We start from the raw sequence: 17,800 nt of genomic DNA, 5'->3' as shown, positions 1-17,800 counted from the left end.
ACTCGGCACGGTCCCCCGGCCCTCTCGACCCCTGCCCTGTCCCGCCCTCCTCCCACGGAAGGGCACCTCCCCCGAAGAGGATCGCGCGCACATGAACAGTTCGGAATCCGACCCCGGCCGTGTCCTGGCCAACCGGTACCGCCTGGACGAGGTCATCGGCGCGGGCGGCATGGGCCGGGTCTGGCGCGGCACGGACACCCTGCTCGACCGCCCGGTCGCGGTCAAGGAGCTGACCACGCCGCCGAACCTGCCCCCGCACGAGGTCGACGTCCTGCGCACCCGCATGATCCGCGAGGCCCGCAGCGCCGCCCAGCTCAGCCACCCCTCCATCATCACGGTGTTCGACGTGGCCGAGGAGGACGGCCGCCCGTGGATCGTGATGGAGCTCGTCCGGGGGCCGTCCCTCGGGGACCTCATCAAGGACGAGGGCGCGCTGGAGGTCCCCCGCGCGGCCAACGTCGGTGAGCAGATGGCCGCCGGGCTGGCCGAGGCGCACGACCGCGGCATCGTGCACCGCGACATCAAGCCCGGCAACGTGCTCATAGCCGGGAACGACCGCGCCGTCCTCACCGACTTCGGCATCGCCCACCTGGACGGTTCCACCCACCTGACCAGCACCGGACTGCTGATCGGCTCACCGAGCTACCTCGCCCCGGAGATCGCGCACGGGCGCGCGGCCACGCCCGCCTCCGACATGTGGGCGCTCGGCATCACCCTCTACCAGGCGGTGGAGGGCTCGCTGCCGTTCGACCGCCCCACCCCGATGGCGACCCTGACCGCCATCGTCACCCAGGACCTGCCGGAGACCCCCAACGCGGGCGCGCTCCGACCGGTCCTGGAGGCCCTCACGGAGAAGCGTCCCGAGGACCGGCCGTCGGTCCTCGAGGTGCGTGCCCTCCTGCGGGAGATCCGGGACTCCGGTTCGACGAGCACCACCATGCTGGCTCCCTCCCTGGAACCGGCCCCGGAGGCCCCCTCCGACTGGAACCGGGTCACCGACCAGGGCACCGTGCACCGCGCGGTCAGCGCCGCCGAGGCCGCCCCGGCGCCCGCCCCGGCTCCGCCGCCCGCCCCGGCACCGCGGCCCCCGGCTCCCCGGCGTCCCCGTGAGCACGCGGCCGGATCGCGCCGGCGCGCGCTGCTCGCGGCGGCGGCCGCGCTCGCCCTGCTGCTCGTGGTCGGCGCGACCACCCTGTTCGTGAGCATGAACCGGTCGGACGACGCCGACGCCGGGCTGGCGGGCTCCAGCGAGGAGACCTCCGACGGCGGCGCGCCGGAGGGGGCGGGCGACGACTCCGAGGCCTCGGCGGGCGGCGGCGAGGACGGTCCGGACGAGGGAGCGGCGGAAGAGGAGGAGCCGGAGGAGGACGACCAGTGGGACTTCCTGGTCCGGCACGACGACTCCAGCGGCTTCTCCGTGGACGTCCCCGAGCACTGGGAGGTCGACCGCCAGGGGCACATGGTCTACTTCCGCAACCCGGACGGCGGCTACCTGCTGGTGGACCAGACCGACAACCCCAACGCCGACGCCGGTGACGACTGGCGCGACTTCGAGCCGACCGGCCGCCAGAACTTCGGCGGCTACTCGCTGATCGGGATCGAGGACGTCGACGCCGACTGGGCCGACGACTACGTCAGCGCCGCCGACTGGGAGTTCACCTTCCGTGGGCGCAACGGCGAGATGCACGCCGTCAACCGGGGCTTCCACACCGAGGACGTCGGTTACGCCCTGTTCCTCGTGAGCGCGGACGAGCGGGACTACAATCACGAACTCCTCGACCGCATCTCCGAGTCCTTCGAACCCGCCTCCTAGGTGAGGGGGTCCGATGTCCTCAGTGGTCGCGCTCGCCGATCCTGGGGTGGGCCAGTCACCACGTGACGGGCATGCCTCGGTCTGGTGGCCAGGTACAGGCGAAACCCCTGATCTCCTCAGGATTCCCTGACCGGGGAGCACACACCCCTCTGGCGACTTCGTAGCAGCCCTGCCCCGTCTCGGGTCGAGGTCGGAACCGTTCTCCGGGAGGGTGTTTTTCCGGGAGTGCTTCGGTAAATTCTTCTCCGAAGCACTTGGCCCGGATCGATCTGATTTCTGCTGAAAAAGCAGTGGCGGCATGGATTCTCCACGATCGCCATTGGTCCGGCGGCTGTGGTGCATCCGACTTGCGCCAATTTTCTTTGTCGAGAAATCTATCGACCCCGGGATGTGACTGTATTGCAGACGCTTTTAGAACCAGGAAAAAGACCCGGTGGGTCATGGGAATCCCTGGCTGTGCAATTTTTCGAGGAACGGATGTTGAGAACTGACAGCCCGTTCCCCTGTGTCTTCGGATCTGACGCCGTCCGCAGCGGCACCCTGCGCTACGCCTTCGTCCCGGTGGGCGAGGGGCGTGTCGAGGCACTGGCTGACGCGCTCCGCGTCTATACGGGGATCGCCGAATCCTTGGGGAACCGGACATCCCTGGTCTGCTTCTTCGAACACGACCCCCGTATCTCGACGCTGGACGCGTGTGAGGAGCACTTCTGGGACCTCCTGCGCGGGCTGAGGGAGCAGGACGAGTGCCCATGGCCCGAGGGAATCTCCTCCGACACCGAGGCTGCCGACTGGGAGTTCGCCTTCAACTCGACCCCGATGTTCGTGGTGGCGAACACCCCCTTCCACTACAAGCGCAGGAGCCGTTTCTTCGAGTACTTCGCGGTGACGTTCCAGCCCAGGTTCGTCTTCGACGGTCTCGCCGCTGGGACGAGGACCGGGGACAACGCGAGGAAGATCATTCGGAGACGCCTCTCCGAATACGACTCGGTGGCGCAGACCCCCTTGCTCGGTAGTTTCGGTGAGCACGGAAACAAGGAATGGCACCAGTACTTCCTCGACGAGGAGAACGAGGTTCCCCTCCCCACCGACCGGTGCCCGCTGCACCGTTCGGCCGCCACCGTCTCCCTCTGACACGCGTTCAGGAGCAGCACATGCCCACGCCCACCATCACCACCGGACCGGTACGCCCCCTCGCCGAGATCTACGAGGACCTGCTCCCCGAACAGGGGAGTTTCGAGATCCAGCACGATCAGGCCGGCAAGACCCACGACTGGCACCGGCACAGCCTTCACGAGACCCTCGCGATCCTCAGCGGCTCCGTCGAACTGTTCTGGCGCGACGGCGGAGTCACCCACCGCAGCGAGTGTGGCCCCGGGGCGCGTGTCTCCCTGCCCGCCCACACCGAGCACGGTTCCACCGCAGGCCCCGAAGGCTGCGTGTACGTGATCGCCCCCGAGGATGGCCGGACCGCCGAGACCACCTTCCTGTGAGGCCCCTCAACCGGGGCCGACTCGGATGACTATCAGGAGAGGAACCATGGCTACACCTGGGACCCCGGTCGTGCTCGCCATGCGGGACGGCTTGCGCATCAGGGACGACCACGTCGACACGCTTCGGCGTCTCGATCTGGCGATCCACCTGTTGACCGAGGAGGAGCAGGCCCGTGACGACGCCCGCTACACCACCGTGCACCTGCTCCCCGAGGCCACCACAGACCGTGAGCTGGAGGAACGGATCACCGAGGCACTGGTGAGCACCGGCTCCCCCTTCGCCCTCACGTTCCAGGAGACCGACATCGTTGCCGTGGGGCGCGCCAACTCGCGTCACGGCGTTCACTGGAGCCGACCGGACGCGGACGCCGTAGCCCGGGACAAGTCGCGCCAGCGCGCCTACCTGACCGCCAACGGTCTTCCCGCACCCCGGTACCGCGCGGTGGGCGCCCGTGGCGCCGATCCCGAAGTCCTGAACCACGTGGGCCTGCCCTGTGTCGTCAAACCGACGCGGGGCGCCAGCAGCTCCCACGTCGAGCTGGTTCGCACCCCCGAGGAGGCCGGGGCGGCCCTCGACGCCGTCGAGCGACTGGCCCGATCCGGGGCACACCACTTCTACGACGTCCTGCCGGACGAATGGGCCCTGGTCGAGGAGTACCTGTCCGGGGAAGAGGTCACCTGCGACGGTGTGGTCATCGACGGTCGCTTCCACCTTGGCGGTGTGCACACCAAGGTCCTGCCCGACAGCCCCTGGTTCGAGGAGGACCTGTACACCCTTCCTCACGGCGACCCCGGGGTCGAGGACGAGATCACCGCGATGGTACAGGCCATGGTGTCGGCTCTGGGCCTGGAGGTGTCCCTGTTCAACGTCGAGCTCCGGCGAGATTCCCAGGGGCGGTTCCGGGTGGTGGAGTTCAGTACCCGCATCAGCGGCGGACATGTGTACCGCAACATCCGCGACGTGCACGAGATCGACCTCGTCGAGCTCTTCGTACGGGCCGCCTTCGGGGAGGGAGGGATCGCCGAGCGCGGCCGTGACCGACACCCGGGTGCCTGTGCGACCTGCATCAAGTTCGTCTACCGAGACGGGATCGTCGTGAGCAACGGCGTCGGCCGTGCCGAAGCCTCCTCCGCGTTCGCCGCCTACTACCCGCTCGCCGAGCCGGGCCAGGAGGTCAGGAGCGCGCCTGAGGGCTTCGACCTGTGCGGTCTGTTGTCGGTACGGGCCCCCTACGAACCCCGGCTGCACCCGGCGCAGGTGCACCGCGTGGCCGATGAGGTGCTCAGAGAGCTCGACGTGGTGGTAGCCCCCTTCGGAGCGAGGGCGGACGGCACTGGACGCCTCGACACCGCCCAGCCCGCCGAAGGCGGCGCCGCCAGGCACTGAACGGCTGAGCCCGTACGTAGAGAAGAGGAAGCCGTGCCCACCCAGCGTTCCGGCGACGTCCGCCGAGGCGAGTACCATCGCCGTGTCCCGCTCGGGATCGTCGCCGCCCTGAGCGGTGTCGCGCTTACCGGTCCGTTGGCCACGGACCTCTATCTCCCCGCCTTCCCACAGATGTCGCAGGACCTGGGCGCATCCGAAGCCCGGGTCCAACTCACCCTGACCGCGATGATGATCGGGATGGCCTTGGGCCAGTTGCTGCTGGGACCCTGTAGCGACGCCCTCGGTAGACGCCGACTCCTGCTGTCGGGCGTCGGCCTGTTCGCCGTGGTGTCCTTCCTGTGCACCCTGGCGACCTCCGCCGAAGTACTCGTGGTGCTCCGTTTCCTACAAGGAACGGCCGGGGCCGCGGGAGCCGTGCTGTCCCGCGCCGTGGTGCGCGACCTGTACACCGGGGACGACGCGGCCCGCCTCTTCACGCGGCTCATGATGATCACGAGCCTGGCTCCCGTGATCGGGCCGCCGCTGGGTGCGCAGATCCTGACCGTGGGGTCGTGGCAGCTCTGTTTCGTCGTGCTCGGGCTGCTCGGGGCGGCCAACTTCGTGATGGTCTGGTTCGGGATTCCCGAGACCCTGCCGCGCGACCGGCGGACCCCTCTGCGGCTGGGCCCGCTCCTCTCGAACATCGGTCGCCTGTCGAGCGATCCGCGCTTCCTCGCACCGATGTTCGCGCTCGGCCTGAGTTACGCGGCGATGTTCACCTACATCTCCAGTTTCTCGTTCGTGTCGCAGAACGAGTTGGGGGCCACTCCGACGCAGTTCGGGCTGATCTTCCCCCTCAACGCGGCCATGTTGATCCTGGCCAACCAGATCAACTCCGTGCTCATCGGCCGCATGAACACCGCCGCGCGCCTGCGGATCGGTTTGGTCCTGGGGCCGACGGCGGTAGCCGCTTTGACCGCTCTTCAGATGTTCGGGGAACCGACGCTGGTTTCGGTGTCAGGAATCCTCCTTCTGTTGATGTTCTCGATGGGGTTCGTCTTCCCCAACGCGACGACCTTGGCGCTGTCGGAGCAGCCGGCCTCCGTCGCCGGAACCGGTTCGGCTCTCATGGGCACGATGCAGTTCGCACTGGGCGGGGGACTCTCCGCCCTGGCCGGTCTCACCGCCACGGGCGGTGCGACGCTGGTGAGTATGACCGTCGTCATGGCCGCGACGGGTGTCCTCGGCACAACACTCTTCGTGGTTCTGCGGCGAGACGGGGTCTGAACCGCTCACCGCCCTTACTCACCGCCCGCGCCACCGGCGCGGGCGGTTCGTGTTGTCCCTGGTCACGTCTGTGCTCGTGGCCGGTTCCGGCCGTGCGTCGCGCGAGGTTTGTCCTGCGCATCGCTGCTTCTGTAGCGTCAAAGACGCATAAAGAAGGTTGTCACGGGGCCGTGCCGACGACTCCGGGCAGGACCCGTCGGTCCGTTCCCGTCCCGCCGGACCGCTTGACCACCCGATGATGTGAAGGTGAGGAAGAGCGATGTCGTTCAAGGTCGTGGTCTCCACCAGTTGCTCCGCACTGAACCGCAGGATTCACTACGCGGCCGAGGCAGCGGGCTGGACCGCGGTCCCCGCCGTGACCGACGACGAGCTCTCCGGGACCGCCGCCGCCGTCATCGAGTCCGATCAGTTCGGTGAGGCCATCCGCTACACCGAACGTGGGATACCCGTCATCGGCATCATGTACGGCACCGACGACCGCATGTGGAACGCCCCCGAAATCGGAGAGCTCTCCGGCTTGGTCGACCGGGACGACCGGGAATCCGAGTACACGGCGGCACTGCGCTCGGCCCTGGGCGGACGCAGCCACGTATCCCAGGAATTCGCGGCGCACATCATCTCCATGGTCGCCTCCCGCAACGCCCTCGCCACCATGGACTACACCGACCTCGAGCGGCTCAGTGCCAGGGAGGGTGAGGTCGTGGAGCTCGCCGCACGGGGCGCGGACAATGCCGAGATCGCGGCGACGCTGACGATCGAGGTCAGTACCGTCAAGTTCCACATCTCCAACATCCTGCGCAAGCTCGAGTTCCGGGATCGCACCGAGCTCATCGCCCGTCTCGGCGCGAGCCTGGCCTCCGGGGCCTGGCCCGAAAGGGCCATGTCCAAGTGAGGCCCGGAGCTGGAGGTGTCGTCGACGCCATCAAAGGCCAGCTCAGCCTCGAACGGCACGGCGGACCACGGCCCCGGCCGGAGAGTTCTCCGCACGGCTCAGTGCCTGCTTGCCGTGGCGGCGGCGCCCCGGCGCACCTGGGAGCCCAACGCACCGGTCAAGCGGTTCTGATCGCCTACGACCACTGAAGACTCCATCACCTAGGAGTCCGGGGGCAGGACGGTCGATCCGGCGCCGTGGTTGAAACCGCCCGCCTCGTCCCGCGTGAGCGAGGGCGTGGGCGGGTGGCCGCGCAGGTGCTCGATCGCGCGCTCCAGGTCGTCCAGGAACAGGTCGGCCATGTCGTGGCTGAACCCGTGCCGGACCAGCACGCGCTGGATGACCTCGTCCTGGCGGTCGGCGGGCAGCGGATAGGCCGGGACCAGCCAACCCCGGGTGCGCAGGCGGTCGGCCAGGTCGTACAGGGTGAAGGGTTCGTCACCGACCAACCGCCACGCCACGGCGCTGATGCCCCGGTCCGGGTCGCCGCCGTGGATGATCTCGAACGGACCCATCGCGGCCACCCGCGCCGCCAGGTGCCGGGCGGTCTCCAACTGGGCGCCGTGCACGCGTCGGTAGCCCTCGCGACCCAGGCGGACGAAGTCGTAGTACTGCGAGATCACCTGCCCGCCGGGGCGCGAGAAGTTCAGGCTGAAGGTGGCCTCGTGCCCGCCCAGGTAGCTGACCTGGAACACGAGCTCCTCCGGCAGGTCCTCGGGGGTGCGCCAGACCGCCCACCCGGCGCCGAGCGGGGCCAGGCCGGTCTTGTGCCCGGAGGCGTTGATCGAACGGACCCGGGGCAGCCGGAAGTCCCACACCAGGTCGGGGGTGGAGAACGGGGCGACGAAAGCGCCGTTGGCGCCGTCCACGTGGATGCGGATGTCGTGGCCGGTGCGCTCCTCGAACGCGTCGAGGGCCTCGGCGATGCCCCGCACGTCCTCGTACAGGCCGGTGAACGTCTGGCCGAAGTTGCAGACCACCATGATGGTGTTCTCGTCGCAGTGGCGGGCGACGTCGTCCGGCTCCATCAGGTACCGGTCGCCGCTCAGCGGGACCTGCCGCAGTTCGACGTCGAAGTAGCGGGCGAACTTCTCCCAGCACACCTGGACCGGACCGCAGACCAGGTTGGGCCGGTCCGCGGCCTTCCCCGCGGCCGCGCGCCGCTCGCGCCAGGCGAACTTCGCCGCCAGCCCGCCGAGCATGGCGGCCTCGCTGGAACCGGTCGTGGAGGTGCCCGGGGTCCCCGCCGGGTCGGGGGAGTGCCACAGGTCGGCGAGCATGCGCACGCAGCGCCGCTCCAGCTCGGCCGTCTGCGGGTACTCGTCCTTGTCGATCATGTTCTTGTCGAGCGACTCGTCCATGAGCCGGTGCACCTCGGGCTCCACCCACGTGGTGCAGAAGGTGGCGAGGTTCATCCGCGAGACGCCGTCCAGTATGAGCTCGTCGTGGACCAGCTGGTAGGCCACGCGCGCCTCGGTCCCCAGGCGCGGGAACCCCTCCTTGGGCGCGCCGTGCCGCATCAGCCGTTCGGCGTAGACGTCGCGGTCGTTGTCGCCGCCCTCGTTCCTGCCCATCCGCGCCCCCGAACCCGCTGTGATGACCTGATCACCACCAGTATGCGATCCGAGGGGGTGCGCGGCGTGGAGGACCCGCACGGCACCCGGCGCGGCCTCACCCCTGGTCCTCGTCCAGGAGTCGGGCGTCGTGCACCATCAGGGCGATCTGCACGCGGTTGTTCAGGTCGAGCTTGGTGAGGACGCTGGACACGTGGGTCTTGACCGTCGGCACGCTCAGGAACAGGCGCGCGGCGATGTCCGCGTTCGACCGCCCCTCGCCGACCGCCACCGCCACCTCGGTCTCGCGCGCGTTCAGCGCCGACAGCCGGGCCCGGGCGCGGGCCGCGCGGTCGCCCGGGTCGTTCTGCACCACCCGGGCCATCAACCGCCGCGTCACGTTCGGGGACAGGACGGGGAACCCGCGCGCCACCCGCCGCACCGACTCCACGATCTCCTCCGGCGGGGTGTCCTTGAGCAGGAACCCGGCCGCCCCCGCGCGCAGGGCGCGCAGCACGTGCTCGTCGGCGTCGAAGGTGGTGAGCACCAGCACCTCCGGCGGGTCGGGCAGGGCGCGCAGGCGCTCGGTGGCGGTGAGGCCGTCCACCGTGGGCATGCGGATGTCCATCAGCACCACGTCGGGGGAGTGCCGCTCGACCAGCTCCTGGACGGCGCCGCCGTCCTCGGCCTCGGCGAGCACCCGCACGTCCGGGGCGCCGCCCATCATCATCACCAGGCCCACCCGCACCAGGGCGTCGTCGTCGACGATCACCACACCGATCCGACGGTCCACGTCCGGCTCCGTTTCGCTCATGAGGGCCACGGTAGCCACGCGGACAGCAGCCAGCCACCGTCGGCGCCCGGGCCGTACTCCAGACGCCCCGAGGCCAACGAGACGCGCTCGGTGAGACCCACCAGGCCCTGCCCTCCGCCCGGCGCCTCGGGGGCGGTCTCCGGCGCACGCGCGGGCGGGCCGTTGCCCACCTCCACGTTCAGGCCCCGGCCCGGGGTTCCCGAGATCCGCACCGTCGTCCGGGCCCCGGGGGCGTGCTTGCGGGCGTTGGTGAGCCCTTCCTGGACGATCCGGTAGGCGGTGCGACCGGTGCGTTCGGGGATCTGACCGGAGTGCTCCTCCACGAGCTCCACCTCCGACCCGGTGTCACCGGCCTCCTCCACCAGCTGTGCCAGGTCGGCCATGGTGGGCTGGGGCAGTTCGCCCACCGGGGCCCGCAGCACGCCGATCACCTCGCGCAGGTCCTGGAGCGCCTGGTGGGCGCTCTCCCTGATCACCCCGGCCGACCGGGCGATCTCGTCGGCGGGGGCGTCCGGGCGGTACTCCAGCGCTCCCGCGTGCACGCTCAGCAGCGACAGCCGGTGGCCGAGCACGTCGTGGATCTCGCGGGCGATCGACTCGCGGACCCGGTGCTGGGCCTGTTCGGCGCGCAGCTGCGCCTCGGCCTCGGCGTGCGCGGCCCGCTCCCGCAGCGAGTCCAGGAGCTGGCGCCGGTGCTGCACCGACAGGCCCCACCCGGCGGCCGCGGTCAGGAAGACGGCGCTCAGCATGAACGTCATCAGCACCGGTGTGTCGTACGGGTCGGGGTGGACGAGCGCTCCCACGTAGGAGGCCAGGAAGCTCAGGCCCAACACCGTCAGGCCCACCCTCGGCGGGCGGTGGACGCACAGGGAGAAGAGGGCGGCGAGCATCGCCCCGCCGGCCAATGAGACGAAGCCGGAGATCGCGATCAGGGCCACGGCGATCCCCACCGGCCAGCGGCGGCGCCACCACAGGGCGCCGCAGCAGGCCAGGGCGATCAGCTGTTCGGTGACCCGCCACGGGTCGGGCGGCTCCGGGGGAGGGGGTTCGCCGGGCAGGGTCACCGCGCCCATGAGCCCGAAACCCACCGCGACCAGGAACATCATGGTGTCCACGACCCAGTCCCGCGCGCCGCGCCGGTACCGCTGCCGGGAGGTGGTCGTGTCGTTCATCGTCTCGGAGTCTAGGCAGTGGGCGGCCGTGGGGAGCCGGTGGAGGGGAGAGTCGATACCGAAGGCCGCGGGGACGCTACTTTGGTCGCTTTCCGAGGTCGGAGGGGGAGACCTCGGTTCGTAGGGGGAGGCCGCACGGCCGATCCGGGGCCGGGGGCGGGTCCCTAGGCTCCCCCCATGAGCAGAGCACTCCAGGGCCTGGGAGCCCTCCTCGTCCTCATGGGGGTCAGCGGGGCCGTCGACCACCTGTGGGCGCAGCCGGTCTTCGGGATCGTGCTGAACGCCTTCAACCGCCTCGTGGTGGGTCACGTCGACGTGCTCCGGGAGAACGCCCTCCTCGCCAACCTCGGGTTGGCCGTGTGCGGGGTGGTCCTCGTGATCGCCGTGGAGTCGTTGACGTCCGCGCGGCGAGGCCGCTGAGGAGCGGGTACGCCGTTTCGCGCTCGTTCGACCCCCGGGAGTGGGTACCGTCAGCAGGCGGAGCACCCGCGCGTGAACCTGGGGGATCACCCGATGAGCACACTGGTCACCGGCGCCACCGGACAGGTGGGCCGACGTGTCCTGACCGAACTGCGCAGACGCGGCCTGCCCGCCGCCGGTGCCTCCAGGGACGGTGAGGTGCGGTTGGACTGGACCGACACCACCAGCTGGGAACCGGCGCTGGAGGGGGTGGAGGGCCTCTTCGTCACCGTGCCGATGGCCAGTGGTCTGGCCGACCGGGCGGGGGCCTTCCTGGAGAAGGCGGCCGGGTCCGGGGTGCGGACGGCGGTGCTGACCACCGCGATGGGGTCCGAGAACGGGCCGCCCGACTCCGAGCAGCGCGTGCTGGAGCGCCGGGTGCGGGAACTGTTCGACCGGTGGACGGTGGTGCGTCCGAACTGGCTGGACCAGGACTTCACCGAGGGGTTGTTCGCCCGGTTGGCGCGCTCCCGGAACGGGCGCCTGGAACTGCCGTTGCGCAAGCACGCGACGGTGAGCTTCGTGGACGCCCGCGACGTCGCCCACACCGTCGTCGCGGCGTTGACGGACGAGTCGCTGCACGGCCGGGAGTACACGCTGACCGGCCCGGCGCCGGTGAGCTTCCGCGACGTCGTGCGGATGACGAAGGGCACCGAGAGCCCGGTGTGGCGGTACAAGAGGGTCGACGAGGCGGGGTTCTACTTCCGGGCGACCAACATGGGCTGGTCGGACCGGTACGTGGACACGCTCAACGAGCGGTTCCGGGCGGTCGCCAACGGGCAGGCGGCCGTGGTGACCGACGACGTGCGCCGGGCGCTGGGGCGGGACCCGGTGCCCATGGCGAAGTTCGTCCGCGAGTCCGTGCACTGACGGCGGCGGTGCGCGCGGCGGGGTGCCGGTTCCCGGCCCACCTCGGCGTCGCGCTCACCGCGTTCGGGGCCCTGCCCTCGTGGGGCAGGGCCGTACCGCCTACTTCAGGAGCTGGCGGGCCATCACCATGCGCTGGATCTGGTTGGTGCCCTCGTAGATCTGGGTGATCTTGGCGTCGCGCATCATGCGCTCCAGCGGGAAGTCCTTCACGTACCCGGCGCCGCCCAGCAGCTGGACGGCGTCGGTGGTGATCTCCATGGCGGCGTCGGAGGCGTAGCACTTGGCGGCGGCTCCGTAGAAGGCCAGGTCGTCGTCGCCGCGCTCGGACTTGGCGGCGGCCACGTAGACCATCTGCCGTGCGGTCTCCAGCTTCATGGCCATGTCGGCGAGCATGAACTGGATGCCCTGGAAGTCGGCGATCGCCTTGCCGAACTGCTTGCGTTCCTTCACGTAGGCCACGGCGTGGTCCAGGGCGCCCTGGGCGATGCCGACGGCCTGCGCGCCGATGGTGACGCGGGTGTGGTCCAGGGTGCGCAGGGCGATCTTCAGGCCCTCGCCCGGCGCGCCGACCATGCGGTCGCCGGGGATGGCGACGTCGTCGAAGAACAGCTCCCGGGTGGGGGAGCCCTTGATGCCGAGCTTGCGCTCGGGCTCGCCCAGGGTGAATCCGGCGTCGTCGGCGTGGACGACGAACGCGGAGATGTTGCGGCCCCTCCTGCCCTCGGGGTCGGTGACCGCCAGCACGGTGTAGTACTCGCTCACACCGGCGTTGGTGATCCAGGACTTCTGGCCGCTGAGGACCCAGTCGTCGCCCTTGGGGGTGGCGAGGGTGCGCATGGCGGCGGTGTCGGAACCGGCCTCGCGCTCGGACAGCCCGTAGGAGAACATCGCCTCGCCGCGCGCGACCGGCGGCAGGTAGCGCTGCTTGACCTCCTCGGAGGCGCCGAGGATCAGCGGCATGGTGCCGAGCTTGTTGACCGCGGGGATGAGGGAGGAGGAGGCGCACACGCGGGCGACCTCCTCGATGATGACGCAGGTCGCGAGGGCGTCGGCGCCGACGCCCTCGTAGTCCTCGGAGATGTGCGCGGCGTGGAAGTCGGTGGCGACCAGGGCGTCGAGCGCGTCCTGGGGGAAGGAGGAGGTCTCGTCGACCTCGGCGGCGTGCGGGGCGATCTTGTCCTCGGCCACGGAGCGGACCGCCGCCCGCAGCTCCTCGTGCTCCTCGTTGGTCTTGAACAGGTCGAAGTCGCCCATCACGCTCTCCTCGCTCTGGCACCGCGTGCCTGGATATGGCATTCGGTGCCAGGGTAGGAGATCATCGGTGCGAAGTACACAGACGGGGTCGTATACCTTGGCGCCGGACGAGCCGCCGGGAAAGAGCGGGGGAGGTGGACGTGGCGACGACGCGTGTGTCGACCCGCGAGGCCGTGCTGGCGGCGGTGCGACTGTTCGCCGCCGAGGGCTTCGACGGCACCACGATGGACGGCATCGCCGCCGCCACGGGGGTGAGCCGACGCAGTCTCTTCCGCCGGTTCGGTTCCAAGGAGGACCTCCTCTTCGCCGAGCACGACGAACTCTTCGAGACGGTCGTGCGCTACATGGAGGCCTCTCCCGAGCCTCCGACCGCCACGGTGGTCGCCGCCGCCCGCCTGGTCTTCCAGGGGTACGTGCGCGACCCGGAGATCACGGTGCCCCGCTACCGGCTGGTCCGCGCCCATCCGCGCCTGCGCGACCGCGAGGTGGCGATGACCGCCCGGTACCAGGCCGCGTTCAGCCGCTTCCTGGCCCAGAGCACCGGCGCCGACCGCCCCTCGTTGGAGGTGGAGGTGGTCGCGGCCGCCGTCATCGCCGCTCACAACCACGTGCTGCGCGGGTGGCTGCGCGAGCCGGGCGACACCCGGGTCTGGGACCGCTTCGACCGGGCGATGTCCCGGGTCGCCGATCTCGCCGAGCCGCTGCTGGGCGGCGGGGCGCGGCGCGAGGCGGGCCGGGAGAGGGTGCTGGTGGCGGTCTACCCGAGTGACTCCGACCCCTCCGACCTGCTGAGACGCGTCTCCGAGGCGGTCGAGGGTGACCGGTGACCCGATCGGGTCCCGGGTGCGTCCGCGCGCGCGTAGGCTGGACGGGGCCGAAAGCAGGGCAGTAGACGAGGCGGGGCGGACAGCGCAGATGAGCGTGGACACGGCGGGAGCGACCAAGCAGGAGTCCGAGGTCGCCCAGGAGGCGGAGCGGCGGCGGACCTTCGCGGTCATCTCCCACCCCGACGCCGGTAAGTCGACGCTGACCGAGGCGCTGGCGCTGCACGCGGCCGCCATCTCCTCCGCGGGTGCGGTGCACGGCAAGGGCGACCGCAAGGGCGTCACGTCGGACTGGATGGAGATGGAGCAGGACCGGGGGATCTCCATCACCTCGGCGGCGCTGCGCATCGACTACGACGACCGCGTCCTGAACCTGCTGGACACCCCGGGCCACGCCGACTTCTCCGAGGACACCTACCGGGTGCTCTCGGCGGTCGACTGCGCGATCATGCTGCTGGACTCGGCCAAGGGCCTGGAGCCGCAGACCCTCAAGCTCTTCGACGTGTGCCGGGCCCGGAAGATGCCCGTCATCACGTTCGTCAACAAGTGGGACCGTCCCGGGCGTGAGCCGCTGGAGCTCCTCGACGAGATCGAGCAGCGCATCGGCCTGCGCCCGACCCCGCTCAACTGGCCGGTCGGTATCGCGGGCGACTTCCGCGGCCTGGTCGACCGCACGAGCGGCACCTACACCAAGATGACCCGTACGCCGGGCGGCGCCCAGAAGGCGATCGAGGAGGTCCTCGACGCCGACCGCGCCGCCGAGGTCGAGCTGGACGCCTGGGAGCAGGCGCAGGAGGAGATCGAGCTCCTGGAGGCGCTGGGCGCCGACTTCGACCACGAGTCGTTCATGGCGGGGGAGTCGTCGCCGGTGCTGTTCGGTGCCGCGTTGTCCAACTTCGGGGTGGGCCAGCTGCTGGACACCGTCGTGGGCCTGGCGCCCGCGCCCTCGGCCAAGGTCGACGACAGGGACAGGCCGCGTCGGGTGGAGCAGCCGTTCTCCGGCCAGGTCTTCAAGATGCAGGCCAACATGGACAAGAACCACCGGGACCGGATGGCGTTCGTGCGGGTCAGTTCGGGCCGGTTCGACCGGGGCATGGTGCTCACGCACGCGCCCACGGGGCGCCCCTTCGCCACCAAGTACACCCAGGCGGTGTTCGGGTCGGACCGCTCCACCATCGACACGGCCTTTCCGGGCGACGTGATCGCGCTGGTCAACGCGCAGGCGCTGGCGGTGGGCGACACCCTGTTCGACGGCCCGAAGGTGTCCTTCCCGCCGATCCCGAGCTTCGCGCCGGAGCACTTCGTGGTGGCGCGCGCGGTGGACGCGGGCAAGTACAAGCAGTTCCAGCGGGGTATCGCCCAGCTCGACGCCGAGGGCGTGGTGCAGGTCCTCACCTCCGACGTGCGCGGTGAGCAGGCTCCGGTGCTGGCGGCGGTGGGCCCGCTCCAGTTCGACGTGGTCAAGCACCGCATGGAGCAGGAGTTCCGCAGCCCGATCGAGGCCTCTCCGCTGGAGTACTCGGTGGCCCGCCGTACCGACGAGGAGTCCGCGCCGACCCTGCACGGGCTGTCCGGCGCCGAGGTGTTGCGCCGGCGCTCGGACGGCGAGCTGCTGGTGCTGGTGCACAACAAGTGGCGGCTGCGGGTGATCGAGCGGGACCACCCGTCCCTGTTCATGGAGGCCCTGCTCGCCGGTGGGGTCGACGAGGGGGCGTAGACCACGGCCCCCTCGGGGGTCGGATTTCCCGGCAATGCGCGCACGTATTGTTTACCGGCGGTGAATGCCGGTCACCCGTTGTCGACTTCGGTCCCGTTCTGCGGGGCCTTTCGGTGTGCCCTGGGAGCGGGGCCGTACGGCGGGTGAACAAGAGGGACCAATGACACGTCCGTGAAACGTGTGAACTCCCGTGCTCGGGGCACATACTCAGGTCCCTGGAGCGTCGGGGAGGGCGCTGGGCGCGGTCTCCGCTGGCGCCTCCCAGGGGTGGCAGAGGCCAAGATCACCGAGTGGGGGAGGCCCCGCCTCAGCCCCGGTGATCAGGGCGAAGGTACTCTGACAGTAGGCCGCTAGGGCGTGTTCGGGCACCTGGCCGCACGGGTTCCGCCCGAGTCTGTCCGCATCTGTGAAACGCGGGCCGAGGGGCGGCGCGCGGGCGTCCCACGGGGTGTTCGCCGCGTTCAGGGGACCGGTTCGGGAGGCCAGGGCCGACGGCGGGAGAACCCCGCCGGTGGCCGTGATGTCTCAGGGCGATCACGGCGTTATCGATGTTCGGCAAAGTCTGTAAATCTTCACCTCACGGTAATTCTGATCACGTCTGGGTATGTGTTGCATGTCACCTGTTCGTGAATCGGTGAAACTTATATGATTTTGCTTAACCTTCGTTTAACAAAACAGAACAATAACGAGTGAAGAGGATCGCGGCGGCGGATCGCCTCGCGTCCGACGCACCTCACGTATCCCCCGCCTGGAAAGGTTGACCTCGGGCATGAGCGATGACAAAGAGCGCACGGTGGAGCTCCACTACGAGGGCGGCGTGCTGAAGCTGCCGGTTTTCACCGGTACCGAGGGTGAGAGCACCATCGAGCTGAAGACCCTGCTGGGGTCGACCGGTATGACGACCCTGGACCCGGGGTTCGGCAACACCGCTTCGTGTAGCTCGAAGATCACCTACATCGACGGGGCCGCGGGCATCCTGCGCTATCGCGGGTACCCGATCGAGGACCTCGCCGTACACAGCACCTTCCTTGAGTCCGCCTACCTCGTGATCTACGGCGAGCTGCCGGAGCCCGGCGAGCTCAAGGAGTTCTCCGACAAGCTGCGCGACAACTACGACATCCCGGCCGAGATGGCCGCGTTTATCGACGCGATGCCCCGCAACGGCCACCCCATGTCGCTGATCGCCAGCGCCGTGAACACCCTCGCCGCGTACTACGACGACAGCGTGGACCCGGACGACGAGGCCCAGGTCGAGCTCGCCACGATCCGGCTGATGGCCAAGCTGCCGACGATCGCGGCCCGCATCTACCGCAACTCCATCGGTGAGGCGCCGATCGAGCCGGACACCTCGCGCGACTACGTCGACAACTTCATCCGCATGACCTTCGGCGACAAGGCTCCCACCGGCGAGCTGGAGGAGCTGTTCAACAAGGCCGTCGGCATGCTGCTGGTGCTGCACGTCGACCACGAGCTGAACTGCTCCACCGCCACCGTGCGCGTGGTCGGTTCCTCCAAGGCCGACATCTACGCCAGCGTAGCCTCGGGCATCAACGCCCTGTCCGGCCCGTCCCACGGCGGCGCCAACCAGGCCGTCCTGGAGATGCTGGAGGAGATCCGCGACTCCGGGATCTCCATCGAGGACTTCCTGGAGAAGGTCAAGGCCCGCGAGATGCGTCTCATGGGCTTCGGGCACCGGGTCTACAAGAACTTCGACCCGCGCAGCAAGGAGATCAAGGTTCTGGCCAGCCAGATCCTCGACAGCGACGAGAACCCGGACGAGCTCTTCGCGCTGGCCCTCAAGCTCGAGGCCGCCGCTCTCCAGGACTCGTACTTCACGGACCGCAAGCTCTACCCGAACGTCGACTTCTACACCGGCGTCATCTACCGCACCATGGGCTTCCCGACCAACATGTTCACCGTGTTGTTCGCGATCGGCCGTCTGCCCGGCTGGGTCGCCCACTACCGCGAGCAGCTGCACGACCCGGCCTTCCGGATCGCCCGCCCGCGCCAGCACTACATCGGTTCCGCCGAGCGCCGCTACCCCGGCCAGGGCTGATCCCGCCGGAGTGCCGCTAACGCCCGCCCGCGTCACCGACGGGGCGGGCGTTCGCGTGCCCGGGGGCGCGGCCGGGGCTTCGGAACCCGATCCCGAGTCCGGTGCTGAATCTCCCTTTTCCCGTATTTTGCGTACTTTCTGTCATCGGTATGCGACGTTGAGGGAAGTTGCACAGGGTGACCCGCACACGAGCG

At 69.7% G+C, this 17,800-nt stretch carries 15 protein-coding genes; 11 read left to right on the top strand and 4 right to left on the bottom strand.

The features are described 5' to 3' along the window. The first annotated feature begins 91 nt into the window (after nucleotides 1–91). From ABZ635_RS07070 to ABZ635_RS07045, 6 genes are all read left to right on the top strand, one after another. Complete coding sequence (locus ABZ635_RS07070; RefSeq protein ID WP_357760202.1) at nucleotides 92–1,813, top strand: serine/threonine-protein kinase; 1,722 nt, start codon at nucleotides 92–94, stop codon at nucleotides 1,811–1,813. A 477-nt stretch (nucleotides 1,814–2,290) separates the two neighbouring features. Next, entirely contained in the window at nucleotides 2,291–2,944 is a 654-nt protein-coding gene (locus ABZ635_RS07065) for a YqcI/YcgG family protein (protein WP_357760199.1), read from the top strand. Nucleotides 2,945–2,964: 20 nt separating this feature from the next. After that, the gene (locus tag ABZ635_RS07060; protein ID WP_357760196.1) at nucleotides 2,965–3,303 is read left to right on the top strand and encodes a hypothetical protein; all 339 of its coding nucleotides are present in this window, start codon (nucleotides 2,965–2,967) and stop codon (nucleotides 3,301–3,303) included. 46 nt (nucleotides 3,304–3,349) lie between these two features. Further along, on the top strand, nucleotides 3,350–4,690 hold the full coding sequence (locus ABZ635_RS07055) for an ATP-grasp domain-containing protein (protein ID WP_357760193.1): 1,341 nt from the start codon (nucleotides 3,350–3,352) through the stop codon (nucleotides 4,688–4,690). Between the two features lie 33 nt (nucleotides 4,691–4,723). Continuing rightward, on the top strand, nucleotides 4,724–5,956 hold the full coding sequence (locus ABZ635_RS07050; protein ID WP_357760190.1) for a multidrug effflux MFS transporter: 1,233 nt from the start codon (nucleotides 4,724–4,726) through the stop codon (nucleotides 5,954–5,956). A 259-nt stretch (nucleotides 5,957–6,215) separates the two neighbouring features. Continuing rightward, nucleotides 6,216–6,848, top strand: coding sequence for a LuxR C-terminal-related transcriptional regulator (locus tag ABZ635_RS07045; RefSeq protein WP_357760188.1), 633 nt, complete (start codon nucleotides 6,216–6,218; stop codon nucleotides 6,846–6,848). Nucleotides 6,849–7,048: 200 nt separating this feature from the next. On the opposite strand, the gene ABZ635_RS07040 is transcribed toward ABZ635_RS07045, so the two are convergent. From ABZ635_RS07040 to ABZ635_RS07030, 3 genes are all read right to left on the bottom strand, one after another. Then, nucleotides 7,049–8,461 carry a glutamate decarboxylase gene (locus tag ABZ635_RS07040; protein WP_357760185.1) on the bottom strand — a complete coding sequence of 471 codons (1,413 nt, stop codon included), beginning with the start codon at nucleotides 8,459–8,461 and terminating at the stop codon, nucleotides 7,049–7,051. A gap of 97 nt (nucleotides 8,462–8,558) precedes the next feature. Beyond that, nucleotides 8,559–9,254: a response regulator transcription factor gene (locus ABZ635_RS07035; RefSeq protein WP_357760182.1), complete on the bottom strand. Its 696-nt coding sequence runs from the start codon at nucleotides 9,252–9,254 to the stop codon at nucleotides 8,559–8,561. After that, nucleotides 9,251–10,426 carry a histidine kinase gene (locus ABZ635_RS07030; RefSeq protein WP_357760179.1) on the bottom strand — a complete coding sequence of 392 codons (1,176 nt, stop codon included), beginning with the start codon at nucleotides 10,424–10,426 and terminating at the stop codon, nucleotides 9,251–9,253. The genes ABZ635_RS07035 and ABZ635_RS07030 overlap by 4 nt, the downstream gene beginning before the upstream one ends. A gap of 177 nt (nucleotides 10,427–10,603) precedes the next feature. Between ABZ635_RS07030 and ABZ635_RS07025 the strand changes: the two genes are divergently transcribed. Together ABZ635_RS07025 and ABZ635_RS07020 are read left to right on the top strand one after the other, a co-directional pair. Then, a complete protein-coding gene (locus tag ABZ635_RS07025; protein WP_357760176.1) occupies nucleotides 10,604–10,846 on the top strand; it encodes a hypothetical protein in 243 nt (80 codons plus the stop codon). A 93-nt stretch (nucleotides 10,847–10,939) separates the two neighbouring features. Beyond that, a complete protein-coding gene (locus tag ABZ635_RS07020) occupies nucleotides 10,940–11,755 on the top strand; it encodes an NAD(P)H-binding protein (protein ID WP_357760173.1) in 816 nt (271 codons plus the stop codon). 99 nt (nucleotides 11,756–11,854) lie between these two features. Here the strand turns inward: ABZ635_RS07020 and ABZ635_RS07015 are convergent, their stop codons facing one another. Next, nucleotides 11,855–13,009: an acyl-CoA dehydrogenase family protein gene (locus ABZ635_RS07015; protein ID WP_357760171.1), complete on the bottom strand. Its 1,155-nt coding sequence runs from the start codon at nucleotides 13,007–13,009 to the stop codon at nucleotides 11,855–11,857. A gap of 134 nt (nucleotides 13,010–13,143) precedes the next feature. Between ABZ635_RS07015 and ABZ635_RS07010 the strand changes: the two genes are divergently transcribed. From ABZ635_RS07010 to ABZ635_RS07000, 3 genes are all read left to right on the top strand, one after another. Further along, nucleotides 13,144–13,836, top strand: coding sequence for a helix-turn-helix domain-containing protein (locus ABZ635_RS07010; protein WP_357760168.1), 693 nt, complete (start codon nucleotides 13,144–13,146; stop codon nucleotides 13,834–13,836). A gap of 88 nt (nucleotides 13,837–13,924) precedes the next feature. Then, nucleotides 13,925–15,550, top strand: a complete 1,626-nt coding sequence (locus ABZ635_RS07005) for a peptide chain release factor 3 (RefSeq protein WP_357760165.1) — start codon at nucleotides 13,925–13,927, stop codon at nucleotides 15,548–15,550. A gap of 769 nt (nucleotides 15,551–16,319) precedes the next feature. Further along, a complete protein-coding gene (locus ABZ635_RS07000; protein ID WP_357760161.1) occupies nucleotides 16,320–17,606 on the top strand; it encodes a citrate synthase in 1,287 nt (428 codons plus the stop codon). Nucleotides 17,607–17,800: the final 194 nt, after the last annotated feature.

Origin of the sequence: Nocardiopsis sp. NPDC007018 (assembly GCF_040635075.1) — a bacterium.
Classification (GTDB): domain Bacteria; phylum Actinomycetota; class Actinomycetes; order Streptosporangiales; family Streptosporangiaceae; genus Nocardiopsis.
This window is presented reverse-complemented; position numbering and strand designations above follow the sequence as displayed.

Excerpts from the sequence above, each read along its gene's own strand:
- ABZ635_RS07025 (WP_357760176.1), top strand. The coding sequence starts at position 10,604 with ATGAGCAGAGCACTCCAGGGCCTGGGAGCCCTCCTCGTCCTCATGGGG.
- ABZ635_RS07065 (WP_357760199.1), top strand. The coding sequence starts at position 2,291 with ATGTTGAGAACTGACAGCCCGTTCCCCTGTGTCTTCGGATCTGACGCC.
- ABZ635_RS07035 (WP_357760182.1), bottom strand. The coding sequence starts at position 9,254 with ATGAGCGAAACGGAGCCGGACGTGGACCGTCGGATCGGTGTGGTGATC.
- ABZ635_RS07040 (WP_357760185.1), bottom strand. The coding sequence starts at position 8,461 with ATGGGCAGGAACGAGGGCGGCGACAACGACCGCGACGTCTACGCCGAA.
- ABZ635_RS07000 (WP_357760161.1), top strand. The coding sequence starts at position 16,320 with ATGAGCGATGACAAAGAGCGCACGGTGGAGCTCCACTACGAGGGCGGC.
- ABZ635_RS07005 (WP_357760165.1), top strand. The coding sequence starts at position 13,925 with ATGAGCGTGGACACGGCGGGAGCGACCAAGCAGGAGTCCGAGGTCGCC.
- ABZ635_RS07060 (WP_357760196.1), top strand. The coding sequence starts at position 2,965 with ATGCCCACGCCCACCATCACCACCGGACCGGTACGCCCCCTCGCCGAG.
- ABZ635_RS07055 (WP_357760193.1), top strand. The coding sequence starts at position 3,350 with ATGGCTACACCTGGGACCCCGGTCGTGCTCGCCATGCGGGACGGCTTG.
- ABZ635_RS07015 (WP_357760171.1), bottom strand. The coding sequence starts at position 13,009 with ATGGGCGACTTCGACCTGTTCAAGACCAACGAGGAGCACGAGGAGCTG.
- ABZ635_RS07045 (WP_357760188.1), top strand. The coding sequence starts at position 6,216 with ATGTCGTTCAAGGTCGTGGTCTCCACCAGTTGCTCCGCACTGAACCGC.
- ABZ635_RS07070 (WP_357760202.1), top strand. The coding sequence starts at position 92 with ATGAACAGTTCGGAATCCGACCCCGGCCGTGTCCTGGCCAACCGGTAC.
- ABZ635_RS07030 (WP_357760179.1), bottom strand. The coding sequence starts at position 10,426 with ATGAACGACACGACCACCTCCCGGCAGCGGTACCGGCGCGGCGCGCGG.
- ABZ635_RS07020 (WP_357760173.1), top strand. The coding sequence starts at position 10,940 with ATGAGCACACTGGTCACCGGCGCCACCGGACAGGTGGGCCGACGTGTC.